20 protein-coding genes are annotated in these 25,823 nt (G+C 54.7%); 10 read left to right on the top strand and 10 right to left on the bottom strand.

Features of this window, described 5'->3' with window-relative positions:
* Positions 1-191: 191 nt before the first annotated feature.
* The 4 genes from RGU70_RS11185 to RGU70_RS11200 are packed head-to-tail and all read left to right on the top strand — an operon-like array spanning position 192 to position 7,215.
* Positions 192-1,292, top strand: coding sequence for an efflux RND transporter periplasmic adaptor subunit (locus RGU70_RS11185; protein WP_322209472.1), 1,101 nt, complete (start codon positions 192-194; stop codon positions 1,290-1,292).
* On the top strand, positions 1,285-4,398 hold the full coding sequence (locus tag RGU70_RS11190) for a CusA/CzcA family heavy metal efflux RND transporter (protein WP_322209473.1): 3,114 nt from the start codon (positions 1,285-1,287) through the stop codon (positions 4,396-4,398). The genes RGU70_RS11185 and RGU70_RS11190 overlap by 8 nt, the downstream gene beginning before the upstream one ends.
* Entirely contained in the window at positions 4,388-5,842 is a 1,455-nt protein-coding gene (locus RGU70_RS11195; protein ID WP_322209474.1) for an efflux transporter outer membrane subunit, read from the top strand. The genes RGU70_RS11190 and RGU70_RS11195 overlap by 11 nt, the downstream gene beginning before the upstream one ends.
* A gap of 14 nt (positions 5,843-5,856) precedes the next feature.
* Entirely contained in the window at positions 5,857-7,215 is a 1,359-nt protein-coding gene (locus tag RGU70_RS11200; protein WP_322209475.1) for a carbohydrate porin, read from the top strand.
* 46 nt (positions 7,216-7,261) lie between these two features.
* Here the strand turns inward: RGU70_RS11200 and RGU70_RS11205 are convergent, their stop codons facing one another.
* The 7 genes from RGU70_RS11205 to cyoA form a co-directional block, all read right to left on the bottom strand.
* Positions 7,262-7,795 carry a response regulator transcription factor gene (locus RGU70_RS11205; protein ID WP_322209476.1) on the bottom strand — a complete coding sequence of 178 codons (534 nt, stop codon included), beginning with the start codon at positions 7,793-7,795 and terminating at the stop codon, positions 7,262-7,264.
* A complete protein-coding gene (locus RGU70_RS11210) occupies positions 7,785-9,140 on the bottom strand; it encodes an ATP-binding protein (RefSeq protein ID WP_322210782.1) in 1,356 nt (451 codons plus the stop codon). The genes RGU70_RS11205 and RGU70_RS11210 overlap by 11 nt, the downstream gene beginning before the upstream one ends.
* Before the next feature lie 37 nt (positions 9,141-9,177).
* Positions 9,178-9,936: an SURF1 family protein gene (locus tag RGU70_RS11215; protein ID WP_322209477.1), complete on the bottom strand. Its 759-nt coding sequence runs from the start codon at positions 9,934-9,936 to the stop codon at positions 9,178-9,180.
* A 65-nt stretch (positions 9,937-10,001) separates the two neighbouring features.
* A complete protein-coding gene (gene cyoD / locus RGU70_RS11220; RefSeq protein WP_322209479.1) occupies positions 10,002-10,406 on the bottom strand; it encodes a cytochrome o ubiquinol oxidase subunit IV in 405 nt (134 codons plus the stop codon).
* Positions 10,403-11,038, bottom strand: coding sequence for a cytochrome o ubiquinol oxidase subunit III (cyoC, locus tag RGU70_RS11225; protein WP_322209480.1), 636 nt, complete (start codon positions 11,036-11,038; stop codon positions 10,403-10,405). Before cyoC ends, cyoD begins: the two co-directional genes overlap by 4 nt.
* The gene (gene cyoB, locus RGU70_RS11230) at positions 11,031-13,034 is read right to left on the bottom strand and encodes a cytochrome o ubiquinol oxidase subunit I (RefSeq protein WP_322209481.1); all 2,004 of its coding nucleotides are present in this window, start codon (positions 13,032-13,034) and stop codon (positions 11,031-11,033) included. Before cyoB ends, cyoC begins: the two co-directional genes overlap by 8 nt.
* A 157-nt stretch (positions 13,035-13,191) precedes the next feature.
* The gene (gene cyoA, locus RGU70_RS11235) at positions 13,192-14,193 is read right to left on the bottom strand and encodes a ubiquinol oxidase subunit II (RefSeq protein ID WP_322209482.1); all 1,002 of its coding nucleotides are present in this window, start codon (positions 14,191-14,193) and stop codon (positions 13,192-13,194) included.
* A 226-nt stretch (positions 14,194-14,419) separates the two neighbouring features.
* Here cyoA and RGU70_RS11240 point away from each other — a divergent pair, with 226 nt between their 5' ends.
* Positions 14,420-15,748: an MFS transporter gene (locus tag RGU70_RS11240; protein WP_322209484.1), complete on the top strand. Its 1,329-nt coding sequence runs from the start codon at positions 14,420-14,422 to the stop codon at positions 15,746-15,748.
* A 199-nt stretch (positions 15,749-15,947) separates the two neighbouring features.
* On the opposite strand, the gene RGU70_RS11245 is transcribed toward RGU70_RS11240, so the two are convergent.
* The 3 genes from RGU70_RS11245 to RGU70_RS11255 all read right to left on the bottom strand — a co-directional run bounded on the left by RGU70_RS11245 (position 15,948) and on the right by RGU70_RS11255 (position 20,283).
* Complete coding sequence (locus RGU70_RS11245; RefSeq protein WP_322209485.1) at positions 15,948-17,513, bottom strand: DHA2 family efflux MFS transporter permease subunit; 1,566 nt, start codon at positions 17,511-17,513, stop codon at positions 15,948-15,950.
* 17 nt (positions 17,514-17,530) lie between these two features.
* On the bottom strand, positions 17,531-18,739 hold the full coding sequence (locus RGU70_RS11250) for an efflux RND transporter periplasmic adaptor subunit (protein ID WP_322209486.1): 1,209 nt from the start codon (positions 18,737-18,739) through the stop codon (positions 17,531-17,533).
* 113 nt (positions 18,740-18,852) lie between these two features.
* Complete coding sequence (locus RGU70_RS11255; protein ID WP_322209487.1) at positions 18,853-20,283, bottom strand: efflux transporter outer membrane subunit; 1,431 nt, start codon at positions 20,281-20,283, stop codon at positions 18,853-18,855.
* 203 nt (positions 20,284-20,486) lie between these two features.
* Here RGU70_RS11255 and RGU70_RS11260 point away from each other — a divergent pair, with 203 nt between their 5' ends.
* From RGU70_RS11260 to RGU70_RS11280, 5 genes are all read left to right on the top strand, one after another.
* Positions 20,487-21,113, top strand: coding sequence for a TetR/AcrR family transcriptional regulator (locus RGU70_RS11260; RefSeq protein ID WP_322209488.1), 627 nt, complete (start codon positions 20,487-20,489; stop codon positions 21,111-21,113).
* A gap of 153 nt (positions 21,114-21,266) precedes the next feature.
* Positions 21,267-21,896: a methylamine utilization protein gene (locus RGU70_RS11265; protein WP_322209489.1), complete on the top strand. Its 630-nt coding sequence runs from the start codon at positions 21,267-21,269 to the stop codon at positions 21,894-21,896.
* Between the two features lie 29 nt (positions 21,897-21,925).
* A complete protein-coding gene (locus tag RGU70_RS11270) occupies positions 21,926-24,298 on the top strand; it encodes an EAL domain-containing protein (protein ID WP_322209491.1) in 2,373 nt (790 codons plus the stop codon).
* A 13-nt stretch (positions 24,299-24,311) separates the two neighbouring features.
* Positions 24,312-25,274 (top strand): DUF3034 family protein, encoded by a 963-nt coding sequence (locus tag RGU70_RS11275; protein ID WP_322209492.1) that lies wholly within the window; start codon positions 24,312-24,314, stop codon positions 25,272-25,274.
* Between the two features lie 18 nt (positions 25,275-25,292).
* Positions 25,293-25,730: a group 1 truncated hemoglobin gene (locus tag RGU70_RS11280; protein WP_322209493.1), complete on the top strand. Its 438-nt coding sequence runs from the start codon at positions 25,293-25,295 to the stop codon at positions 25,728-25,730.
* Positions 25,731-25,823: the final 93 nt, after the last annotated feature.

The following is a 25,823-nucleotide window of genomic DNA, read 5'->3' on the forward strand; positions in this document are numbered from 1 at the left end:
GCAGCGCAAAAAAATCTGTCATTCGCTTGACACACCCCGAGCGTAAAGTGCATCTCCATTGGAGAACTGTGGTCGCGTTCGCGCAAAGCGAGGAGCGTGCAGCGATCAGCCCGCCAGTACGCATTTGCTTTCCCAATCACGCAATCCACCCGCACGAAAATCCAAGGATAAACATGTTGTCAAGGTTTGATATGAAATGGATCGTCCTGTGTTTCAGCGTCGCATTCGCCAGCAGCGCTTGCAATCGAAGTGCCTCTCAAGAGACGACTGACGTGCCGATGTTCAGCATGGTAAGCGGTCGTTATGTGGTCGCCGAAAAATCCGCGTTACGTAGTCACCTGCAAGTGCAAACAATCACCGACGCTCAACTGCCACGGACAGTTACTTTGCCGGCGGCGGTCGAGGCCGATCCGGCACGCATCGTCAATATCCTTGCGCCGTTGACCGGAAAAATTCTTTCCCTGAAAGTCAGCCTGGGCGACCGTGTTAAAGCTGGTCAGATCGTGGCGACGCTGGGTTCCGGCGATCTGGCTGCCGCCTGGTCCGATCAGGACAAAGCGCGCGATGCTTTTGCTTTGGCCAAACGTGCGGCAGAACGCGCCAGTGGTGTCAGGGAAGCGGGCGCTACTGCGGATAAAGATCTCGAAGCAGCAGAAAGCACCATGCACCAGGCACAAGCCGAATTGACGCGGACAGAATCGCGCTTGCGTGTGCTCGGCGGACGTCCCGGTGATCTGCAGCGTGAATTACATCTGACCGCGCCGGCTGCCGGTGTGGTGACGGCGCTCAATGTCGGTCAGGGTTCCAATGTCAACGACCTCACGGCCACCCTCATGACGATTGCCAATCTGGATGAAGTGTTCGTCACAGCGAATGCAGCGGAATCCGATGTGGAGGCTATCAGCGTAGGAAGTCCGGTCGACATTACCCTGACCGCGTATCCGGGGCGGATCATCAAAGGCGTGGTGGCTTCCGCCAATGCCCTCATCGAACCGGATACACGCCGCCAGAAAATACGCGTTCGTTTACGCAATACCGATGGCGCATTGAAACCGAATATGTTCGCCAGCGTCAGAGTCATCCTTCCCGGTAGTACTTATCTTTCGGTACCGCAATCGGCGTTGCTGATGAATAACGACACTATCACGGTACTGGTCGAAACCCCCGCCTGGACTTTCGAGCGACGCAAGGTGCAAACCGGCGACGAGGACGATAACAGTGTGCAGATTTTGTCGGGCCTAAAAGCAGGCGATCGGGTTGTGGTCAAGGGCGGAGTCTTGCTCAATGATTAACCGGATTCTCGCATTCTGTTTCCGCAACCGCATTGCCATCATTGCGCTAACTGTATTTCTCACCGCATTCGGTTATTACTCATGGACGCGGATCGCAGTAGAAGCCTATCCCGAGCTGGCCGACGTCGGTTGCCAGGTGACCACGCAGGTGCAAGGTCTTGCTGCGGAAGAAATCGAACAGCAAATTACTACCCCGTTGGAACGCGCCCTTAGCAGCACGCCGGGTCTGGTATCCATGCGCTCCTCCAGCACCTTTGGTTTGTCGCTGATTACGCTGGTGTTTCGCGATGGCGCTGAAGATTATTGGGAACGTCAACGTGTGATGGAGCGCATTGCCAGCGTTCCCATGCCTGCCGGTGTGACTCCAGGACTCGATCCTGTGAGCGGCCCCTCCGGTGAGATTTATCGCTACACGCTGGAATCTGAAACGAAGAATTTGCTTGAGCTATCTGAGATCCAGCGCTGGACCGTCATCCCGGCCCTGAACTCGATCCAGGGTGTAGCCAATGTCGATAATTTCGGCGGCTTTACTAAGGAATTTCAACTCGAACTCGATCCGGCGCAATTGCTGCGCTTCGGTATTGCCGTCAACGACGTCGTGACCGGCATCAATAATAATTCTGCGATAGCCGGCGGTGGTCGTGTTTCCCGTGGCGAGCAATCGTATATCGTGCGCGGAGTGGGACGCGTGTTGAGTCTGAAAGATATTGGCAATATCTTGATCGCTCAGCGCAATGGCATACCTATTCTGGTGCGCGATGTGGGTCGTATGCAATTCGGGCATCAGGTGCGGCAAGGCATTCTGGCCAAGAACAATAATCCCGATACGATCGAGGGCATCGTCGATCTTCTGAAATATGAAAATCCATCGCGTGTTCTCAAGCTGGTGCACAAGCGTGTCGACGAGTTGAATGCAACAATGGCACCGATGGGCGTGAAGATTGTCCCGTTTATCGACCGCGATGAACTGGTGCAGGCGACCGTGGATAAAGTCTCGCATACGGTTATCGAAGGCGTGGGGCTGGTGTGTATTGTCCTGATACTGTTTCTCGGCAGTCCGCGTGCGGCACTGATCGCAGCCATTACGATTCCTTTGTCGCTGGTGACGGCCTTCATCCTGATGCACTTCGCCAAAATGCCGGCGAATCTGTTTTCGCTGGGCGCGATCGACTTCGGCGTAATCGTCGATGGCGCGATTGTCATGATCGAAGCCATCCTTCGCTTGCGAGAAGAAAGACCGACGGAGCATCTGAGTTCCTCGCTCGTCATTTCAACGGCCAACCACGTCGCCAGGCCGATCTTTTTTGCCACCTGCATCATCATCACGGCCTACTTGCCACTGCTGGCGTTTGAACACGCCGAAGGAAAACTGTTTGCGCCTATGGCGTACACCGTGGGCTTTGCCTTGTTTGGTGCTTTGCTGTGCACGATTACGCTGGTGCCCGGACTGGCTTATATGGCGCTGCGCAAGCCGCGTCGCATTCCGCACAATCGGGTACTGACGGGTCTGCATAATTTATATCGCCAATCGTTGAGCGCATTGCTGCAACGCCTGCCGCTAGCCTATCTTTGCAGCGCCGTCACCCTCGCGGTCGTGATTTTCATGGGTATGACCGTAGGGCAAGAATTTTTGCCGGAACTTGACGAAGGTTCTCTCTGGCTGCAAGTGCAGATGCCGACCGGTCTCTCGCTCGACAAAGCCGCTGAAATGACTGCCGAATTGCGACGCACCGTGAATGCGTTTCCTGAAGTGTCGTATATCGTGACGCAAACCGGGCGCAATGATTCCGGCACCGATCCCTGGACTCCTTCGCATACTGAAGCATCGGTAGGATTGAAGCCCTATTCGCAATGGGCTAATGGTGAAACCAAGGCTGAGTTCGTGCGCAAACTGAATGCCAAATTCAAACAATTGCCCGGTATGGATATCGGCATCAGCCAGCCGATTGTCGATGGCGTCAACGATGCGGTCGGCGGCGCGCACAGCCCGCTGGTACTGCGCGTGTATGGCGACGATCTGCCGCAAATGCGTGAGTTGGCCGGCAAGATTGTCGATTTGCTGCGGCTGGTTCCGGGAACGGCGCAAGCGTCGATTTTCCAGGAGCCGCCGATTCCGCAAATTGTTGTGGAAACTAATCGTGAAGCCGCCGCCCGTTATGGCATCAATTCCAGCGACATCATGTCCTTGGTGCAAAATGCCGTCGGTGGCGCACCGGTAGGGCAAGTCTATAACGATGACCGTATCCATAATATTGCCTTGCACTTGCCGCATGCCGTTGCTTCCGATCCTAAGCAGTTAGGCAATCTGGTTCTGACGTCTTCTTCGGGCGCGCAAATTCCCTTGAAGCTGGTGGCCAATATCAGACTTCAAATGGGGGAGAGCACCATCTCCCATGAACACAGCAAGCGACAACTGACGATACGCATTGACAACCGTGACCGGGCGCTGTCGGAATATTTGAAGGATGCCCAGGGTCGGATTGAAAAAGAATTGCAATTCGATCACAGCCACTTCAGTCTGGAATGGGCGGGGCAGTTTGAAAATGCACAGCGTGCCGAATCCCGTCTGATATTCGTGATGTTGCTGGTCGTTGCGGTAATGGCGGTGCTGCTTTACACGCAGTTTAAAACGCTGCGCCATGCCTTGCTCATTCTCGGTGTGGTGCCATTGGCGATGCTGGGTGGATTGATTGCACTCCATGTTCGAGGAGAAACGCTCAATATCGCGACCTCGGTCGGCTTCATTGCCTTGTTTGGTGTGGCTGTGCAGAACGGCATCATCATGGTGTCCAATATTAATCGGGTGCGGATCAATAACACCAATCTGGCAGAAGCTGTAATGGCCGGTGCTGCGGAGCGTTTCCGGCCCGTACTTCTGACGGCGACGGTGGCGTCTGTCGGGATGTTGCCGGCGGCGCTGGCCACGGGAGTGGGGACTGATGTGCAACGCGGGCTGGCAACGGTTGTCGTTGGCGGTTTGCCGATTGCCACTCTGCTGACCTTGTTCATTTTACCTGCCCTGTATTTTGCGATAGAAAAACGTTTCGACAAGTCGGCGGGTAATAGAAGCAGTTCGGAACCGGAGCTCTTGCATAATGATTTATAAAAATACGCTCGGTCTGGCAGTGATGCTTGCTCTCGGCATGCTGGCCAGTGGCTGTGCTGTCGGCCCTGATTATAAGCAACCAAGCCTGTCGCCGGACGCTGCTTATCCTGCGCAGAAAACCGGCGCAGGACAGCAGACCATTGTGTCCGGCATGGACATTCCTGCTCAGTGGTGGGAGTTGTTCCAGTCGAAACAACTGGCTGCGTTCGTCAACGAAGTTCTGCTGAAAAATCCTACGCTCGATGCGGCTAAGGCAGCACTTCGCGTGGCACATGAAGCGAGTCGCGCTCAGGCCGGTGCTTATTATCCGACGCTTGCCATGGGTATTGAGCCCAGCCGTCAACGCATTGCCAACACACTGGCCAGTCCGGCGGCGTCCGGCGACAATCTTTATAACCTGACGACGGCACAGCTCAGTGTGTCGTTCACGCCCGATTTGTTCGGTGCCAATCGTCGCGCGGTGGAATCGCTGGTGGCGCAGGAAGAGGTGCAGCGCCATGAGTTGGAGGCGGCGCGCCTTTCGCTGGCAGCCAATGCTGTTTCTGCGGCGATTACCGAAGCTCAGTTGCGCGCGCAGATAGAGGCCGCCCAAAGTGTCTTGTCGATTCAAATCAATATTATTAAATCTTACGAACGACAAGTCGAATTGGGTCAGGCCTCGCAACTGGATATGGCGCTACAGCAATCGGTTCTTGCGCAGGCGGAGGCGGCGTTGCCACCTTTACAAAAACAATTTGATGCGAATCGTAATTTGCTGTCGGCACTGGTCGGCCGGACTCCCGGCGAGTCTTTGTCTTACCAATTCACGCTTGATGGCTTGATTCTTCCCGCCGAACTGCCCTTGTCTTTGCCTGCGCGTTTGCTTGAGCAACGTCCTGATGTGTTGATGGCCGAAGCGCAGTTACGGGCAGCGAATGCGCAAATCGGCGTTGCGGTAGCAGCACGTTTGCCGAATATCAATATCACGGCCAGCGGTGGCAATGCGGCAGTAAGAGCAGCGGATTTGTTTTCCGGCCCGACCACTTTTTGGAATCTGGCGGCATCGCTGACGCAACCCATTTTCGATGGCGGCACTTTGCGCCATAAACAAAAAGGGGCGGAAGCTGCCTACGATTTTTCTGCCGCGCAATATCGCAGCACAGTCATTGGCGCATTTCAAAATGTCGGCGATGCATTGCACGCGATTGAGTCCGATACCGCCGCATTGTTAGCGGCACAGCGGGCAGAACAGGCCGCTACTAAAACGACGCAGATCGCCAGACGTCAATGGCAATTAGGCGATATTAGCCGGCTGGCTTTATTCGCTGCTGAGCAGGCTACTGCGCAGTCCCGGTCGGCACTGGCGCAAGCGAAGGCCAGTCGTTTGAGTGATACGGCGGCCTTATTTCAGGCATTGGGTGGTGGTTGGTGGAATCGCCAGGAATCATTCGAACTTAATAATTAACTATAAAGCACCTTATGTTCCATCATAAAAAAAATATTCTGGCGAGTGTCGTGTTTGCGCATTTGTTCAGCTTGCCGCTCATAGCGCAAGCGCAGGAAGTCCTTGCTACCGCGTCGGAACTGCCGCCGATTCAGAATGAAGTCTGGAATGCAAAACTTCAGGGGACGTATATCTGGCAGAAGAAACCTTCTATCAATTCTCCATATGCCGGCACCAATAGCTTGCTGCCGCAATCCGAAACGGCTTACTCGTACACCTCGACGGCTTATTTTGGCTTGCGTTTGTGGCAAGGCGCTGAGTTATATTTCAATCCGGAAGCGACACAGTCAGTGGCGTTTTCTACTTTGCATGGTCTGGGTGGTTTGACTAACAGCGAACAGCAAAAGGGCGGTGGGGCAGTCGTCAAAACCTATGTGGCACGGATGTATCTGAAGCAGACGTTTGGCTTTGGTGGCGGGCAAGATGCTGTCGAATCGGGGCAAAACCAATTGGCCGGTATGGTCGATAAGCGGCGCCTGGTAATTACGGCCGGTAAATTGGCGGTGATCGATATTTTCGACAATAACGCCTATGCGCATGATGCGCGTACTCAGTTCACTAACTGGGCTTTCCTTACGCAAGGTGCATTCGATTATGCTGCCGACGAGAAGGGCTACACCGTCGGTATTGCTGCGGAATATTATTTTGACGAATGGGTATTTCGCGGCGGCCGTTTTGAAGTGCCTATCCTGTCGAATGGCCCGCAGCTCGATAGCAAACTGGCGACGCGGTATGGCGATCAGATTGAACTTGAGCACGCGCACACTCTGGCCGATCAGCCGGGAAAAATCCGTTTGCTGGCATTTCGCAACCGGGAAATCATGGGGAGTTTTACGGATGCTTTAGCCTATGCGCGCGCCAATGGCGGTACGCCGGATGTCGGTAATGTGCGTAAAGACAGTTTTAAAACCGGCTACGGACTTAATCTGGAACAGAGTTTGCGTTCTGATGTTGGTATGTTCGCCCGCGCCAGTTGGTCGGATGGAAAATCAGAAACTTACTCGTTTACTGAGATCGATAATTCGGTGTCGACCGGTATCGTCGTCAAGGGCGCACGCTGGGGCCGCGAGAGGGACTCTATTGGTCTGGCCGTTGCTCAGAACGGATTGAGTAAATCGCATCGGGATTATCTGGCGCAAGGTGGTTTGGGCGCATTCCTCGGTGATGGGCGACTCAATTACAAGTCGGAGAAAATTAGCGAGCTTTACTACAACGCCCGCGTGATTGACAGCACGTCTATGATGTTTGGATTTCAGCACATCGTTAATCCCGGATATAACGCCGACCGTGGGCCAGTGAACGTGATGACGGTGCGGGTGCATATCGAACTCTGATCAGCCGGGCAGAAATTCCTATTGGGGTCGGGCCGAAAAAACCGCTTTATTTGATGGGTTGTTTTTCAAGCTTGCGCGCCAGTGTGCGCCGGTGCATGCCCAGGCGACGGGCGGTTTCTGAGATGTTGAAATTGGTTTCCACCAGTACTTCGTGAATGCGCTCCCATTCGAGGGTCTTGATGGAGGTCGAGCGGTTGGTCAGTTCGACTTCGGCAACGCCGGCGATATGCCCAAATGCCGCTTCAATATCATCGGTGTTGGACGGCTTGGCCAGATACTGGCAGGCGCCGAGTTTGATCGCTTCGACTGCCGTAGTGATGCTGGCAAAGCCGGTCAGCACCACGATCAGCATCGAGGGATTGTGATTGTGCAGCATCTTCACGCATGCCAGACCGGAGGTGTTGTCGTTGAGTTTGAGATCGACCACCGCATAGCCTGGCGCATGCACCAGCAGTGTTTCCGCTTCTGCCATCGTCGCCGCAGAAAAAACGGTGTACCCGCGTCGCTCGAATGAACGCGCAAGGGTGCGCGAGAAAGCGGCATCATCTTCAATGATGAGAATACGTCGTTCAGTTGCCATCTTTGTTGCTGTCCTCTTTACCGTGCTCGTTACCGTCTTCCAGACTGATTGCGGCCAGCGGCAAGATGAGTTCAACCGACGCTCCGCCCTTGTCCTGATTACGCACCGACACGGTGCCTCCCAGTTTGCGCGCCACATTAACGACGAAGAACAGTCCTAATCCGCTGCCTGCCCGGCCCTTGCTCGAAACGTAGGGTTTGCCGAAATGTGCCAGTATCTCTGGGGTGAATCCCGGGCCGGTATCCGTAATTTTCAAGTGGATTGCGCCGGACTCCATCGTGACAGTCAGCGCAAGCCATTGGGGTGAGGCCTCCAGGGCATTGTCGAGTACATTGCAAATCATTTGCTTGAGCGCGGAATCGAAGACCACAGGAGCGTCCTGACCAATATGGTTTGCATAAATGAATGTACCAATCGCACGGGACGAGCGCCAATCGCTGGCAAGATCATTCAGGAAGGTATTGAGCGTCGTTCTTACCGACGATTCGCCACGCGCTTCTCCGGCTGACAGCAGAATGCCGCTGACGATGCTTTTGCATCGTTGCAATTGAAATTCCATGACGCCGAGCTCTTCCAGTAACTCGGGATGCGCGCGGAATTCGGGCATTCGTTTCCAGTCGCCCAAAATAACGGATAGGGTGGCCAGGGGAGTGCCGAGTTCATGCGCCGCGCCGGAAGCGAGCAGACCCATTCTGACGATGTGATCTTCTTCCGCCGCACGCTGGTTTAGTTCGACTAATTGCGTATCGCGTGCGCGCAGGTTGCGGCCAATGCGGGTAATAAAAATCACCAGCAAACCGGCATTGAGGACGAAGCAGATGACCATACCAAGAATAAACAGGCCGGACAATTCATGGTTATGGTCGGCGGGCAGTATCAGTGGCCGGGCAAACAACGCCAGTCCGGTCAGGCAGATGCTGGTGATGACGACGATGATCCAGGTGGACCATGCTTCCAGCAATACCGCGCTCAGGATCACTTGCAGCAAATAAAGAAAAACGAAGGGATTCGCCGTGCCGCCGCTCAGATACAGCTGTGCGGTGAGACTGCCGACATCAACAAGCAAGGCGAAAAATAATTCCCGGTTGCTGACGATTTGCGTTTCATGCCAGCGCAAATGGCTGGCGATATTGAAGGCGATGAGGCAGGCCAGAAAAGCCAGCATTGGCGGCATCGGGAGTTCAATGCCGAAGACCAGGGTCACAACAGAAATGGTGGTGATTTGCCCGACCACGGCCATCCAGCGAAGCTGGATCAGATGCATCATGTTCTTGTGGCCGGCGGCGAATTCAAAATCCGCTGCTACTGCACCTTTGTCATTGATTTTTGGGCCGCGTACCGGCATCTCGGTTTTATTAATGGTATTCAGTGGTTCCACTCTTTCAACTTGGCTGGTCGTCACCCCGCGACACATTTTTTCCCTTGCGGCTGACGTGCCAGCAAGCGCCGGCAAGCATAAGCGCAAGGACGTACCAAGTTATAGCATAAACAAAATGATTGTTGGCGAAGGCGATGATTGTGAGACCGCCCACCGGATAGTCTGGCGAGTCGGTGTCAGATTGGCTCTCGCCAGAGGGCTTGCTTGCGTCGGCATCAATAAAATAAGGTGCCACATTGTTCAGATTTTGTGCTGTGGCAATGGCTTGTACGTCGCGGGAATACCAGCGGCCGGAAGAGGGCGCGTTGCTGCGCAGAAAACCTCCATGCGGTTCGCTCATGCGGAGTAAACCACTCACCACCGTGATGTTGAAATCCTGTACCGATTTGCTGGAATTCGGGGTGACTTGAGCAGCCGTTGCAGCAGAAATGAAGCCGCGATTAATCAGCACGACGTTGCCGTCAGTTGTTTGCAGAGGGCTTATTAGCCAAAAGCCACTGCCAAGTCTGGTGACTGCCTGAACCTCCACGCTACGGTCGAGCAAAAAGCGACCTGTTACACGAACGTGTCGGTATTCATCGGATTGCGCGGTGATTGTTGGCCAGAGTCGCTGGCCGGGAGCATCAACCGCGGGAGCGCGTACTCTTTGTTCTACCCGTTCAATGAGATTGAGCTTCCACTGCAAACGAAAGAGCTGCCAGGTACCCAAAGCAAACAAGCAGGCAGTGATGAGCAAGATAGAAAAAAACAGCGCTAATTGCAAGGCTGTCCGCGGGGGAGGTGCGCCATTGGGCGCATCCCCGCGGCCGGTGCCAAGCGGCACCGGGTTCATGGCATGTTGCGCATTTCGCGTATGGAATCAGGCATGATGCCTGGCATCATATTGTGGTTCAGGTGATACATCACCCACAGCGAGCCGCTCATCATAATCACAACGATCAAGACTGTGAACAGAAGGGCCAGCATCGACCAACCACCTTCAGATTTGCCGTTCATGTGCAGGAAATACACCATATGCACGATGACTTGGATTGCTGCCAGACCCAACACAACCAGTCCGGTGGTGCTGGACTTGTCGAATACCTTGCCCATGACCAGCCAGAATGGAATAGCAGTCAGGATGACGGCGAGCACAAATCCGGTAAGGTAGCTTTTGAAGCTGCCATGATCGGCATGCATGTGCTGATCATCGTGGCCGGCGTCATGCGCCGGATGTTCCTGGTGCGCGCTCATGGCAACACTCCCATCAGATAGACAAAGGTGAAGACGCCAATCCAGATCACGTCCAGAAAGTGCCAGAACATCGACAGGCACATCACACGACGACGATTTTCAGGCGTGATGCCATGGCGTTTGAGTTGGAATATCAACGTGACCAGCCACAGGATGCCGAAACTGACGTGCAAACCGTGCGTGCCGACCAGCGCAAAGAAGCCCGTCAGAAAGCCGCTGCGTTGTGGACCGTTACCTTCAGCAATGAGGTGGGTGAATTCCGACAGTTCGAAATAAATAAACAACGCACCGAGCAGACCGGTAATGATGAGCCAGAACATGGTGCCGCGCAGACGTTCGCGTTGCATTTCCAGCATCGAGAAGCCGTAAGTAATCGACGACAGCAGCAGCAGCGCGGTGTTTAGCGCGACGACGGGTAGTTCGAATATTTGCGCGCCCGATGGACCGCCTGCATAGTTGCGACCGAGTACCGAATAAGCGGCAAACAGACAGGCAAAGATCAGGCAATCGCTCATCAGATAAATCCAGAAACCGAGCAAGGTGCCGTTTTCAGGATGGTGCTCCTGCACGTAATAACGTGTGCTTGAGTCAGTGTCTACGACACCGTTGGGGGGAGAGATAATTTCAGACATGGCTGCCTAACAAGCGTGTGCGGTTGTCTTCCGTGCTGGTAACTTCGTCAGCAGGGATGTAGTAATCGCGTTTGTAATTAAAGGTATGAATGATGATTGCCGCCAGCATTACTACAAGGCTCACGCCAGCCAACAACCACATTTGCCAGACCAGACAGAAACCGCATGCCGCACTGAGTCCGGCGATGATGATGCCGGCAGGGGTGTTCTTTGGCATATGGATCGCTTTAAAGCCTTTCAGCGGTCTGGTGTAGCCGTGTTTTTTCATGTCGGTCCAGGCGTCGATGTCATGCACCTTTGGGGTGAATGCAAAGTTGTAAGCCGGTGGTGGCGATGAGGTTGACCATTCCAGCGTACGACCGCCCCATGGATCGCCGGTATGGTCGCGCAGTGATTCGCGACGACGATAGCTGACCACGATCTGGATGATGAACGAGGCAATACCCAGTGCAATCAACACCGCACCGAAAGCAGCGATCTGGAACCAGATTTGCAATGATGGGTCCTCAAAGTGGCTGAGGCGGCGTGTGACACCCATCAGGCCCAGCACGTACAGCGGCATGAAAGCCATGTAGAAGCCGATGATCCAAAACCAGAATGAACATTTGCCCCAGAACGCATCGAGCTTGTAACCGAAGGCTTTTGGATACCAGTAGTTGATACCGGCAAACATACCGAACACGACACCGCCGATGATCACGTTATGGAAATGCGCAATCAAGAACAGGCTGTTATGCAGCACGAAGTCGGCCGGTGGCACTGCCAGCAAAACGCCAGTCATGCCGCCGATGACGAAAGTAATCATGAAACCGACCGCCCACAACATCGGCACTTCATAGCGAATGCGACCGCGATACATGGTGAACAGCCAGTTGAATAATTTCGCTCCGGTCGGGATCGAGATAATCATCGTGGTAATGCCGAAGAACGAATTGACGCTGGCACCAGAGCCCATGGTGAAGAAATGGTGCAGCCAGACCAGGTAAGACAGGATGGTGATGACGATGCTGGCATAGACCATCGAGGTGTAGCCGAACAGCCGCTTGCTGCTGAAAGTGGATACGACTTCCGAAAAAACGCCGAAGGCTGGCAATATCAGAATGTAGACTTCAGGATGACCCCATATCCAGATCAGATTGACATACATCATGGCGCTGCCGCCCATGTCATTCGTGAAGAAGTTGGTGCCGAGATTACGGTCGAGCCCAAGCATGGCGAGTACTGCCGTGAGGACAGGGAACGCTGCGACGATCAGTACGTTGGTGCACAAGGCGGTCCAGGTAAAGATCGGCATTTTCATCATGGTCATGCCTGGCGCACGCATTTTGACAATGGTGGCGATCAGGTTGATACCGGACAGTAAGGTCCCGACGCCGGCAATCTGCAGCGACCAGATGTAATAGTCAACCCCCACATCCGGGCTGTACAAAATACCCGACAGTGGCGGGTAAGCCAGCCAGCCGGTGCGAGCGAATTCGCCGACGAACAGGGAGACCATTACCAGACCACCACCGAAGGTAGTCATCCAGAAGCTGAAATTATTCAGGAAAGGGAAGGCGACATCACGTGCGCCGATCTGGAGCGGCACGACGTAGTTCATCAGACCCGTCACCAATGGCATGGCCACGAAGAAGATCATGATCACGCCATGCGCGGTAAAGACCTGGTCATAGTGATGCGGCGGTAGGAAGCCGGCAGAGTCGCCGAAGGCCAGTGCTTGTTGCAGACGCATCATCAATGCGTCTGCGAAACCGCGCAGCAACATGATGATAGCCAGCACGATGTACATGATGCCGATGCGTTTATGGTCGATGCTGGTAAACCAGTCGCGCCACAAGATGCCCCACACCCGGTAATAAGTCAGTGCGGCAAAAACTGCCAGTCCTCCGAGAGCAGCGAAGGCAAACGTCATCACTAATATCGGTTCGTGGATGGGAATGGCATCCCAGTTGAGCCGTCCGAAGATCAGCTTGGTTAAATCAATGTGGTCTAGCATGTGATACTTTCCGAGAAAAACGCGGGTAGGGCCAGTCGTAGCAAAAATCTTTAGAAAAAGCTGCCGGCAAGGCTTTGATGCAGGTAAAAATTTTTACTGTTCACTCAGGCTCCTTATTGCCTCTATCAATGTAGTAAGCGCTGAGGAGCCAGTCGTATCAGCGCGTCAGGATAGCGCTGATTCCTGTTTCCCGTTTTACCGGGGAAAATTCTGGTTTGTTCATCGCAATTTGCGAAGGGCTTTTACATACGCCGCCCAGAGCATCCATCGCCATCATTTCGTCCATGCACATCTTGCCGGACTCGACACAGCGGTTGAGGATCGCATGGTAAAGGCTGGCGTCAACCGAGCTGTAGCGGCGTGCCTGATCGCGAATGCTTGGTTTTTCAAGTTGCAGATAATCGTCGCGGTTCAGCTTGGTTTTGCCAGACTTGGTGGCTTGCACCCACTGATCAAAGTCGTCGGAACTCATGCCTTTGAATTTGAAGCGCATGTCTGAAAACCCGGCACCGCTGTAGTTGGCAGAAAATCCGTCAAATACGCCGGGCTTGTTGATGACCGCATTCAGTTCGGTTTGCATGCCAGGCATGGCGTAAATCTGTCCGGCAAGCGCAGGGATGTAGAACGAATTCATCACCGAAGAAGCCGTAATTTTGAAATGGATAGGCATATTTATCGGGGCGGCCAGTTCGTTGACTGTGGCGATGCCCAGATCGGGATAAATAAAGAGCCATTTCCAGTCGAGCGCGACCACTTCGACATTGAGCGTCTTGGTTTCGGACGTGATCGGAAGCGTTGCATCCAGTCGCGACAGTTTGCGGTAAGGATCGAGGGTATGGGTGTTGATCCAGGTCAGCAGGCCAAGAGCGATGATAATGAGCAGCGGTGCGCCCCAGATAATCAGTTCCAGCTTGGTGGAGTGATCCCATTCCGGTTCATAGACCGCCGCGGTGTTGTTGTGGCGGTAGCGCCAGGCAAATAATATCGTCAGTGCAAGCACCGGGACGATAATTAACAGCATCAGTGCTGTAGAGATGATGATGAGATTAGACTGCTGGGCGGCGATATCTCCTGACGGATTCATCACCACCATATTGCACCCGGTCAACAAAATAGCTGGGGTGAGCGCCAATACGCGGCGAGCGTTCAGGGTAGACATGCAGGGAAGTCCATTAATAAAGGGGAAACCATGCTAATGTACATGAAGGGTCTTGCAATGACGATTGGACGTTTTGTCCTACCTCTTTGTGTATCGCTGTATAAGTATCAGCGTGCAGGTATTGCTGTGCTGGTATCACTGGAAGGGCAGCAAAGCAGATGTTGGGTGTTCGGCAGAGACAAGTAATTATTAAATAAATAATCAAAACGATAGAGAGGCAGTCATTATGTCCACCATCCGTAGTCACAACGGCGAAATTCCCGGTAATTATTCTAACGCAAGCAGCAGCGCGGATCATGCGTCCATCGCTCCGGGCGAAATCGCGATTGGCGTCGTCATTGGTCGCGCGTCCGAGTATTTTGACTTTTTCGTCTATGCGATCGCCTCGGTGCTGGTGTTTCCCTCCGTATTCTTCCCTTTCGAGTCGAAGCTGGAGGGTACCTTATATGCATTCGTCATTTTTTCCTTCGCCTTTTTGGCCCGGCCTTTCGGCACGGTCATTTTCATGGCCATCCAGCGTCGTTTCGACCGTGAAACCAAACTGACGATGGCGCTGCTGCTGCTCGGCATTTCCACCGCTGGCATGGCATTTTTGCCGACCTACCTGGATTTAGGCTTCACTTCTATCGTATTTTTGTCTTTGCTGCGCATAGGGCAGGGCATTGCGCTCGGCGGGGCATGGGATGGATTGCCTTCCTTGTTGGCGCTCAATGCCCCGCAAAATAAACGCGGCTGGTATGCGATGCTGGGACAGTTGGGTGCGCCGGTCGGATTCATGATTGCCGCAGGCCTGTTCGCCTACCTGTTAGCCGATCTGACAACGGAAGACTTCCTCGATTGGGGATGGCGCTATCCGTTTTATGTTGCCTTTGCTATCAACGTCGTGGCCTTGTTTGCCCGTTTGCGTCTGGTCTCAACCAAGGAATATGCGCGCCTGCTGGATGAGCGTGAGCTGGACAAGACGGACGTCATTGAAATGGCGGGGTCGCAAGGCCGTAACGTGATCATCGGCGCCCTGGCTGCCTTAGCCAGTTATGCCTTGTTTCATCTGGTGACGGTATTCCCGCTTTCGTGGATTAGCCTGTACTCGATGCGTTCCATCAGTGATTTTCTGGTGATCCAGATGTTTGGTGCCGGTCTGATGGCATTGGGGGTGATTGCATCGGGTCTGATTGCTGATCGTTTCGGCCGTCGCACCACGCTGGGATTTCTGGCGGCGATGATTGCCGTCCTCAGCGGCTTTGTCCCGACCTTAATCAACGGTGGTGATGCAGGACAAGACATTTTCATCCTGGTCGGTTTCGCTCTGCTCGGTTTGTCGTACGGACAAGCTGCGGGCGCCGTGACCGCCAACTTCCCGGCGAAATACCGCTATACCGGCGCAGCTCTGACTTCCGATCTGTCATGGCTGGTGGGTGCGGGTTTCGCCCCGCTGGTGGCATTGGGACTTTCAGCGCACTTCGGTCTGGCCTACGTCAGCTTGTATCTGCTGTCGGGAGCCGCCTGCTCTCTGGCCGCATTGAGCCTCAATCGCGCGCTGGAAGTTCAGAACTAAGTAAGAGAACTAAGTAAGCTCCGACGCAGCATGCAAAACGGCGCAATTTCAGGATAGGCAACACCCCCCTGAAATTGCGCCGCGTTGCAGATGAATCCGCAAGTCTCTCAGTCCTTAGTCCTTAGTCCTTAGTCCTTAGTCCTTAGTCCTTAGTCCTCAGTACGCTTACTCCAACGTCAATTTCCTTAACTTACGCCGCTTAATGCGCGGCTGCGGCTGCTTCCGCGCTGGCCTTGCTTGCACGGGCAGGCTTGGTGATCCAGATCAGTGGAATGATCGCGAGGAAAATGATGGACGAGGCCCAGAAAATATCATTCAGACCCAACATCGCCGCCTGGGCATTGAGCGTCCGCTCAATGAGTCCCAGCGTTTGTCCCTGATCCAGATTGAGCGCCTGACTGGTGCCCCTGATGGTTTCTTGCAGCCACGGACTATAGACAGTGGCGTGCTCGGTCAGTTGGGCGTGATGGACGATGGTGCGATGATCCCACATCGTGGTGGCGACCGAGGTGCCGACCGCGCCGCAAAATACCCGCGCAAAATTCGACAGACCGGCTGCAGCGGGAATTTTATCCGGCGGCAAACCCGACAGGATAACCGCCGTCAATGGCACGAAGAACAAGGACATCGGGATGCCTTGCAGCAAGGTGGGATAAATCAGTGTCCAGCGGTCGACATCCAGGTTGTAACCTGAGCGCATGAAAAATACGAGGGCAAACCCGACAAAGGCAACCGTCGCCATCTTGCGTGGATCAATGACGGGCAAATATTTGCCGACGAACGGCATCATGATTACGGCAAAAATACCGATCGGTGCCGTGACCAAACCCGAATCGATAGAACGATAGCCGAGGTATTGCTGCATCCATTGCGGCAACAGCACCAGTCCGCCGAAAAATACTCCGTAGGCAATGGAAATGGCCAGCGTTCCACCAGCAAAATTGCGTCGTTTGAACAGTCGTAAGTCAACTACAGGGTGAGCGTTGTTCAATTCCCACACCACGAAATAGCAAAAACTGACAGCCGCAATCAAGCCCAGCGCCACAATCACCGGGGAGGCAAACCAGTCCAGATCCTTGCCCTTGTCCAGCATGATTTGCAGCGTCGCCACCCACGTCACCAGCAACGCCAGACCGACTTTGTCGATAGGCAGCTTATGCGTCGGGGTTTCCCGCGTGCGGTAAATGCTCCAGGTAATGCCGGCAGCAAGCAAACCGACCGGGATGTTGATGTAGAAAATCCAGGGCCAACTGTAATTGGTGGTGATCCAGCCGCCCAGCGCCGGGCCAGCCACTGGCGCGACCACCGCCGTCATGCTCCAGAGCGCGAGCGCAAAAGTGGCTTTGGTTTTGGGATAGGAGCCGAGCAAAATCGATTGCGACAGCGGCACCATCGGCCCGGCGACCAGCCCCTGCATCACCCGCGCCGCCAGCAATATCGGCAGGGTAGGTGCCAGACCGCACAGCCAGGAGGCGACGATGAACAGCAAAATCGACGTGACGAACAAGCGCACCTGACCGATACGCTGAGTCAGCCAGCCGGTCAGCGGAATCGATATGGCATTGGCCGCCGCGAAGGAGGTGATGACCCAGGTTCCTTCATCGATCGACACACCCAGATTGCCGGAGATGGTGGGGATGGCGACGTTGGCGATGGATGTGTCGAGCACGTTCATGAACACGGCCAGAGAAACCGCAATCGTGGCCAGCACCAGGGTGCCGCCTTTTAATGGCGGCGGCGGAGCAAACGGAGGACTAGTCGCCATGATTAACTTGGTATCGGTCAGGTATTGGGCGTCGTGAGGACGGCCCGGGGTGATTTGGCCGGAACAGGGACGCTGTTGGCACCACTGTTGTCGCTGATGATGCGGGCGACGATGTTGTCGGATTCTTTGCCGAGCTGCTCGTAGACGGAGGTCTGATAGCCGGTGTTGGCAGCGCCGGTCAATGCTTTGCCATCGCCGTGGATATCGACCGTAGCCGTAGTGGACAAGCCAATCCGCAGAGGATGGGCGCGCACTTCATCCGGGTTCAGAGCGATACGGACCGGTACGCGTTGCACGATCTTGATCCAGTTGCCGGTCGCATTTTGCGCAGGCAGCAGCGAGAAAGCGCCGCCGGTACCAGCGGAAAATCCAGAGACAGTGCCATGGAATACGACGTCGGAACCGTAAGCATCCGCGATCACCTCAACCGGCTGACCAATGCGGATGTGCTTCAACTGAGGTTCTTTGAAATTGGCATCAATCCAGACTTGTTCCAGCGGCACGATGGCCATCAGCGGGCTGCCTGCGGCGATACGCTGGCCGACTTGTACCGAGCGCTTGGAAACATAGCCGGGAATCGGTGCGATCACCGTGCTGCGGGCGTAGGTCAGATACGCGTTGCGGACCTGCGCGGCGGCTTGACGCACTGCGGGGTGATTGACGACACTGGTGCGGTCGGTCAGCGCCCGGTTGGCAGCCAGGCTGGCGCGGGTTTGCTCCAGCATCGCTGTCGCGCTCTTGAAGCTGTCCATGGCGTGGGAAACGTCTTCTTGCGCCACAGCACCCGAAGCGACACCCGCCTGACGGCGGCGCAAATCTTCTTTCGCCCGTTCCAGATTGGACTGGCTGGCAGTCACAGCGGCTTCCAGCGTGTCATTGTTGAGGAACATTTGGCGTGTCTGCCGCACGGCTTGCGCCAGCGCAGCTTCGGCTTGCGCCAGGCCCACATTGGCATCGGTGGCATCGAGCGTAATGAGCTGCTGGCCGGCTTTCACCATTTGCGTGTCGTCTGCCTTGATGGCAGTGACCGTTCCGCTAATCTGCGAGGAAATCTGCACGACATTACCGCCGACATAGGCATCGTCGGTATCTTCAAAATAACGCGAATGCAAAAACCAGTACAGGAACAAGATCAGCGCAATGGCCAGCACGATCAGTGTGACCAGGATTAATTGAAACTTGCGGCGGCCATTGCTGCCGCGTTCGGGCGAAGAATTATCACTCATGTATTGCTCCGGGATTTCTATTGATTTTGAATTGCCAGGAAAGGTGCTTCATGCTGCCACCCCTGGCGTATTGATGATGTGTAGATCGCTTGATTTTTATGGATGCTGACTTTTTATTCCGGCCCTGATGGCTGTGCGGCAAGCGCCAGACCACTTTGCTGCGCATCGAAACCGCCGCCCAAGGCTTTAATCAAGCCTATTTGCAGGGCGCGGCTGTTGGCTTGCAGCGCGGCCATTAACTGTTGCTGCGCCAGAAACGCAGTTTCGGCATTGAGTACCGCCAGTTTCGACACCAGTCCGATCCGGAAACGCTGCTGCGCAGATTGCCAGACACTTTCTGCGGCATTGATTGCTTCGCGCCGGATCGGCAATTGCCTTTGTATCGAATGAATCGCTGCAATCTGGTGCGCCACGTCGGCAAAAGCATCATTGAGCGTCTGGTTGTAGTTGGCTACGGATAGTTCGTAAGTCGCATATTCGCCTTTTAGATTGGCGCGCAATGCGCCGCCTTCAAACAAGGGCAAGCTAATGGCGGGGCCAAGATTAATGCTGCGACTGGCTGCAGTGAATGGATTTCTGCTGAGAAGGCTGTCGAAACCGTAGCTGGCCGATAAATTAATATCGGGATAAAACTTGGCTTTGGCTACGGAGATGCCGCTTTGGGCCGCTTCCACTTGCCAGCGTGCCGCGACGATGTCGGGACGACGTCCCAGCAGGTTCAGGGGCAATTGCTCCGGCAAGTTTGCGCTGATGAACTCATTGAGATGCGGAGTGGCGATTTGCAGGCCCCGGTCAGGCCCCTTGCCGAGCAAGGCACCGAGTTGCTGCCGGGTCAAGACGATCTGACCTTCGTTTTCTACCAGCTGCGCACGGGCATCGGCTTCGGTACCGCGCGACTGATTGCGTTCGCTCTGAGGATCGAGACCCGTTGTCACTCGATCTTTCGTGATCGATTGCAACTGGCTGCGCTGGGTGACGATATTGGTCAGAATCGTTTGCTGCGTGTAAAGCGCCGCCAGCTGGTTATAGACGGAGGCGACGGTAGCGGCAATGGTCAGACGCACTTCCTGGCCACTGGCTTGGGCGGCTTTTTCACGCGACAGTGCCTGATCCAGCGCGCTGCGGTTTTTGCCCCATAAATCCAGTTCGTAACCGACATGCACCAAGGCCACTTTGTCGTTGTACCAGCCACCGCCGTAAGGAGGCGGGTAGATCGACGATTCGGAAAAGCGGTTGCGTATCACCGACGCCTGCGCATCGACGGTCGGTAGCAGCGGTGCGCCCTTGCTTTCTGCCAACGCGCCGGCAGCGGCGATACGCGCCTGTGCTTGTTGCAGGCTAGGGTTGTTGGCAAGGGCTTCTTCTATCAGTGCGCTGAGTTGCGGGTCGCCGAAGCGGCCAGCCCAATCGATGCGCGGCCATTCGCCTTTTTCACTTGCCAGACTTTGCTCGGTAGCAAAGTCGCTTGTTTTGGCAATCTGCTTGTCGCTGTGAATGCCATTGAAACTGGCGCAACCGGCGAGGCCAAGTGTGCTGGCTGCCATGCAGGCAAGCAGGCTTCGCTTGAGTGTCAATGTGTTGAGCGATGTAGGGGAAAGAATGTCTGAAGTGCGGCAGGCGAAGAGCGTCATGTCATTTATTGGTTGGTAAATCCATCGTGGTGCTGCAGGGTGATTTGAATTATACTTGGGAATACGAATAATTGCTCACCTTGCATTATTTCTTCAATTTTCACAGAAACCCACCCATGAAACCGCAGTCTCCGCAGTCCCGCAAGGAACCCCAGCAAGCCCGCTCCAGAGCCATGGTCGATACGATTCTCGATGCAACCGCCCGGGTTCTTATTGCCCGTGGTTATGCCAAAACAAATACCAATCTGGTGGCGGCCGAGGCTGGCATCAGTGTCGGTTCTCTGTATCAATATTTTTCCAACAAGGATGCTTTAATTTTTGCTCTTCGTGAGCGTCACCTGAATGGCATGTTGGAAATTTTCAGAAAAATTGCCCGTTGCGGAACGATCAGCGATACGCTCAGCAGCGATCTGAATGTGCTGATCGGGGCAATGGTCGCAACCCATCTTGTGCAACCCGAGTTGCATCGTATTTTTAACGAAGAAGTGCCCGCCAAAAATTTCCCTGTCGACGACAAAGTGCGCCGTCTGATATTCGAGGAAATCAAGGCCTTGCTGGAAAAGCACCGCAAAGTTCTGACCGTGCCGGATATCGATCTGGCGGCATTCATCCTGATCAAAATATTCCGTGTGTTGGTGACGTCCGTCGTCCGTAGCACACAGGAGGGGATCGACCCCAAGCAGCTTCAATCGGAAATATTGCCGGTCATCATCGGTTATTTGTGCGCCGTGCGCGAAGCATGAACGGCATTGTGTAGCCACGCTTGTTATTAGTACGATTTTTTACCGCTAGTCGCAGGGGAAATAGTGTAAATTCCCGGTTGATATTGCCTATTTTTAAAAATAATTTTAGTGATAACGAGCAATATTCACCTGCTTCTGGTTGGATATCCCGATATGAGATCGCAATTTCTCAGGCGCTGGACGCTGATTTCCCTGCTGTTGACGGCACTGCTCTGGAGTTCGTCGGCAGTTTGTCTGGCCAATAGCATTACCGTACATGTGCTGGACGCAACCGGCCGGCCGGTACCCAATGCGGTGGTTTATGTAGAAGCGGCCTCGGGACAAACGCTGCCGAAGCCGCTCAAACAAGCTGAAATCGAACAGCGTGAATTGCATTTTCAGCCGCTGGTGACCGTCGTGCAAACAGGAACCTCGATTCTGTTCCCCAACAACGATAAAGTGCGCCATCACGTCTATTCGTTTTCCCCGGCCAAACCATTTGAGCTAAAACTTTATTCCGGCGTACCGGGCAATGCCATCTTGTTCGACAAGCCAGGCACCGTCGTCGTGGGTTGCAATATCCATGACTCGATGGTGGCCTATATTCACATCGTCAACACCCCGTATTTTTCCAAAACCGATGCCGCTGGAATGGCCCGGTTGCCCGAACTCGTCAGCGGTAAATATCGCCTGAAAGCCTGGTATTTCACCATGCAAGGCGACACTGTCCCTGAGCAGTCGCTCGACTACCAGGGCGGCGATACCAGCGCCAACGTCAAACTGAGCGTCAAAGTATCCCTTTAATAAAACGATAAAACGGAAGGTTTTGCTCTGTGCGTAGTCTACAAAGTCGCATTGTCGCGCTGTTCACACTCCTGATACTGCTAGTCCAACTGGCCGGTTTTTTTGTTATCCGCTCTGCGATTGAAGCAAACGCACGTACTTCGATTCAGGAAAATCTGATCGTGGGCGAAAAAGTGTTCATGCGTCTGCTGGACCAGAACGCGCAAAAACTGACACTGGGTGCGCGTCTGCTGGCCGCTGATTTCGGCTTCCGTCAGGCCATCGCTTCGGATGACAGAGAGACGATACAGTCGGTGTTGACCAATCACGGCGCACGTATCGGCGCATCGCTGGCCATGCTGATCGGTACGGATCAGAAAATTAAGGCCTCGACCCTGAATGCCTCCATGCCCGATCTGGAGAGCAGCAGTCTGGAGCTGGTCGAAAAGGCCGGGGAGGGCAGCATCACCTCCGATTTCGCCGTAGTTGATCAGCGCATTTATCAATTGGTAGCCGTGCCGGTCAAAGCCCCTCTCACTATTGCCTGGGTCGTGATGGGCTTCCCCATCGATAACAGCCTGATTTCCGACATGAAGGCATTGTCATCGCTTCAGGTGACGCTGCTGGTGCGGGACGCTGACAAAAACTGGGTGCCGGACGTCTCGACCATGTCGGCCGAAGCGGAAAGCATGCTGGCAAAGCATCTGCAAGACAAGTCAAACGCCGCCTTCATGCGAGAACTGGAGATTGACGGCAACCAGTACAGCGCCCGCAGGCTGACGCTGATCCAGACACCCAAGCACAGTGCCGTCGTCGTCTTGCAGCGCTCCATCAGTGAAGCCATCGCCCCTTACCGGCTCCTGCAATTCAACTTGCTGATGCTGACGATTGCCGGTGTGATCGTTGCCGTGATCGCCAGCATGCTGACCGCCAAACACCTGACCAGTCCTCTGCGCGCACTGGCTGACACGGCCAAGCGTCTTGGCGAGGGCGATTATCTGGCGAAAATTGCGGTCAAACGCGAGGGTGAAATCGGCAAACTGGCCGATTCGTTTGAGCACATGCGCGACGGCATTGCGCAACGGGAACTGGAAATCCGCCGACTGGCTTATTGGGATGCGCTGACCGGCTTGCCGAACCGCACGCAGTTCGCCAATCTGCTGCAAAGCGCGATCGACAAAGCCAAAGAGACCGGGCAGCAGTGTTACGTCCTGATGCTGGATCTGGACCGCTTCCAGCACGTCAACGATACGCTCGGCCATACGCTGGGCGATTTGCTGCTGCAACAACTGGGCGCGCGCATCCGGGAACAACTGGTGCGCGACACTTATCATGTGGCGCGCCTCGGCGGCGATGAATTCGCCGTCCTGTTGCCCGATACTGAACTGGCAGGTGCGCGCATTCAGGCCCTGCGCATACTGGAGTCGCTTGAATTGCCTTTGTCGCTGGAAGACCACAAGGTCGATCTTGGCGCGGGCATCGGTATCGCCGGTTACCCGGAACATGGGGCCGATACCGACACCTTGCTCAGTCATGCGGAAATGGCGATGTACAACGCCAAACGTGCCGGCACCGGCGTGGTGGTCTACGAAACCGCGCTTAACCGCAGCAGTCAGGAAAGCTTGTCCTTGCTGTCGGAATTGCGGCGCGCGCTCGATCGTGATGAATTCCAACTCTACCTGCAACCTAAAGTGGCCTTGGCCAGTGGCAAGGTCGTCGGCGCGGAAGCGCTGATACGCTGGTTGCATCCGACCAAGGGTTTGCTGCCGCCCGACAGCTTCATTCCTTTCGCTGAAACCACCGGTTTCATCCGACAAATGACGGTGCAAATTTTCAACCGCACCGCCGCCATTTGCGCTCAATTGACCGGGCAGGGGATTGTGTTGAAATATTCCGTCAACTTGTCGGCGCGCGATTTGCACGATCAGGAGTTGCCGGTCATTCTGGGCAATATTCTTCAGGAACATGGCGTGTCGGCGAGCGCGTTTTGTCTGGAAATTACCGAGAGTTCCATCATGGACGATCCGGCGCACGCCCAACTGACGCTGGAGCGTTTGCACAACATGGGTCTGGATTTGTCGATTGATGATTTCGGTACTGGGTATTCCTCGCTGGCCTATCTCAAGCGGCTGCCGGACGATGAATTGAAAATCGACAAATCCTTTGTACTGAATATGGAGCAGGACGCCGACGATGCAAAAATCGTCAAATCGACTTTCGACCTTGGCCATAACCTTGGCTTGCGGGTGGTTGCCGAGGGCATAGAAAGCGAAGCGGTCTGGCATTTGCTGTCGGCCATGGGATGCGATCAGGCGCAGGGGTATTTCATCAGCAAACCGATGCCTGCCGCCGCGTTTCAGGGCTGGTTGGCCGGCTGGCAGGCGCCCGGTGGATCGGCTATTTCAGTAAAAGGGACTGCGTGAGCAGGGCGTACTAATGATGACTCAGACCGCTTACTTCAAAAAAATGCGCATGCGATGTGATGGACCGAACAAGGGACAAGTGAAGGTCAGTCGTCAGGGGGGCGTTGTTTTGGCGCTGGCGCTGGGACTGGCCTGGCGAACCGCCGCTGCCGAGTCTTTCCCTGTGCCGGACATGGGCCGACTGGCGGCTACTGCCGGTGTCAGTCAGGTCGAAGGTGCTGCTGGCGGCGGGCTGACGCCGTGGGCGGTGATTGCCGGTTACGGCACGCGCGACAGCTACGGTGGGGCGGCGCACATCACCTATTTGCCGACGCAGGATTACGCCTTGACCTCGTACGGCGTCGCCGTCGGGATTGCCGACCGGGTCGAGTTTTCGCTCAACAAGCAAATATTCACCGGCAGTCAGGCACCGCTCAATCATTTGCGACTGGAGCAGGATATTGTCGGCGTCAAAGTCAGGTTGAGCGGCAACCTGGTTTACGATCAGGACACCTGGGTGCCGCAAATCGCTGTCGGGGCCATGTTCAAACACAATAACGGTGTCGGCGGTTTAAGCGGCGTGAATAACGTCACCCAGCTTGGCGCAGCCAGCGACCACGGCATTGATTACTACCTGAGCGCCACCAAACTGTTCATGGAACAAAGCATCCTGCTTAACGGCACTCTGCGCGCCACCAAGGCAAACCAGATGGGTTTGATGGGTTTTGGCGGCGATCTGCATAACCGCTATCAATTGATGGCGGAGGGGTCGGCCGCCTATCTAATTTCGCGCCAACTGCTGGCCGGTGTCGAATACAGGATGAAGCCGCGCAATCTCGCCATCGATCAGGAAAAGGACAATTACGATGTTTTTGTTTCCTATTTCCCCATCAAAAATGTCTCGGTGACACTCGCTTACGTGGCGCTGGGCGACATCACTATTTACAATACCCGCCGGCAAAACGGCGCCTATTTGTCCTTGCAGGCTGGCTTTTAAGTTGCGATCAGGAATCTGATGAGAAAATTTTCCTTCCTTCCTCTGGCGATGCTGATGCTGATGCTTTTGCTAACGCTATCGTCGGCGCGAGCCGAGACTACTGAAACCCTTTACGACAGCCTTGGCGGGCAAGCCGTGATCAACAATATCGTTGACGGTTTTTTGAAGATCGCGCTGGACGATCCGCGTATCAAGGAAACATTTTCTGAGAGTGAAATGAAACGCTTGCGGGCCATGCTGGCAGAGCATCTGTGCAAGGTGGTCGACGGCCCCTGTGTCTATACCGGCGATCCAATGAAGGAAGTGCATCAGGGCCTGGGCATCAATCAGGCCCGTTTTAATGCCATGACCGAAGATTTCCAGACCGCCATGGTGCAGCTCAGTATTCCTGCGCCTATCCAATACCGCGTGCTGGCCAGACTTGCTCCTATGCAAAGAGATATCATCAGTCGGTGAGCGCAGGGCATGCAAGCGGCGTATGCTTTGGACGAGGCAGGCATTCAGGTTTTGGGATTTGCTGCCGATAATTCGAATGTACCCACTCTTGGT

The sequence above is a fragment of the Herbaspirillum sp. RTI4 genome (genome assembly GCF_034313965.1).
Taxonomy (GTDB): Bacteria; Pseudomonadota; Gammaproteobacteria; order Burkholderiales; family Burkholderiaceae_D; genus Herbaspirillum.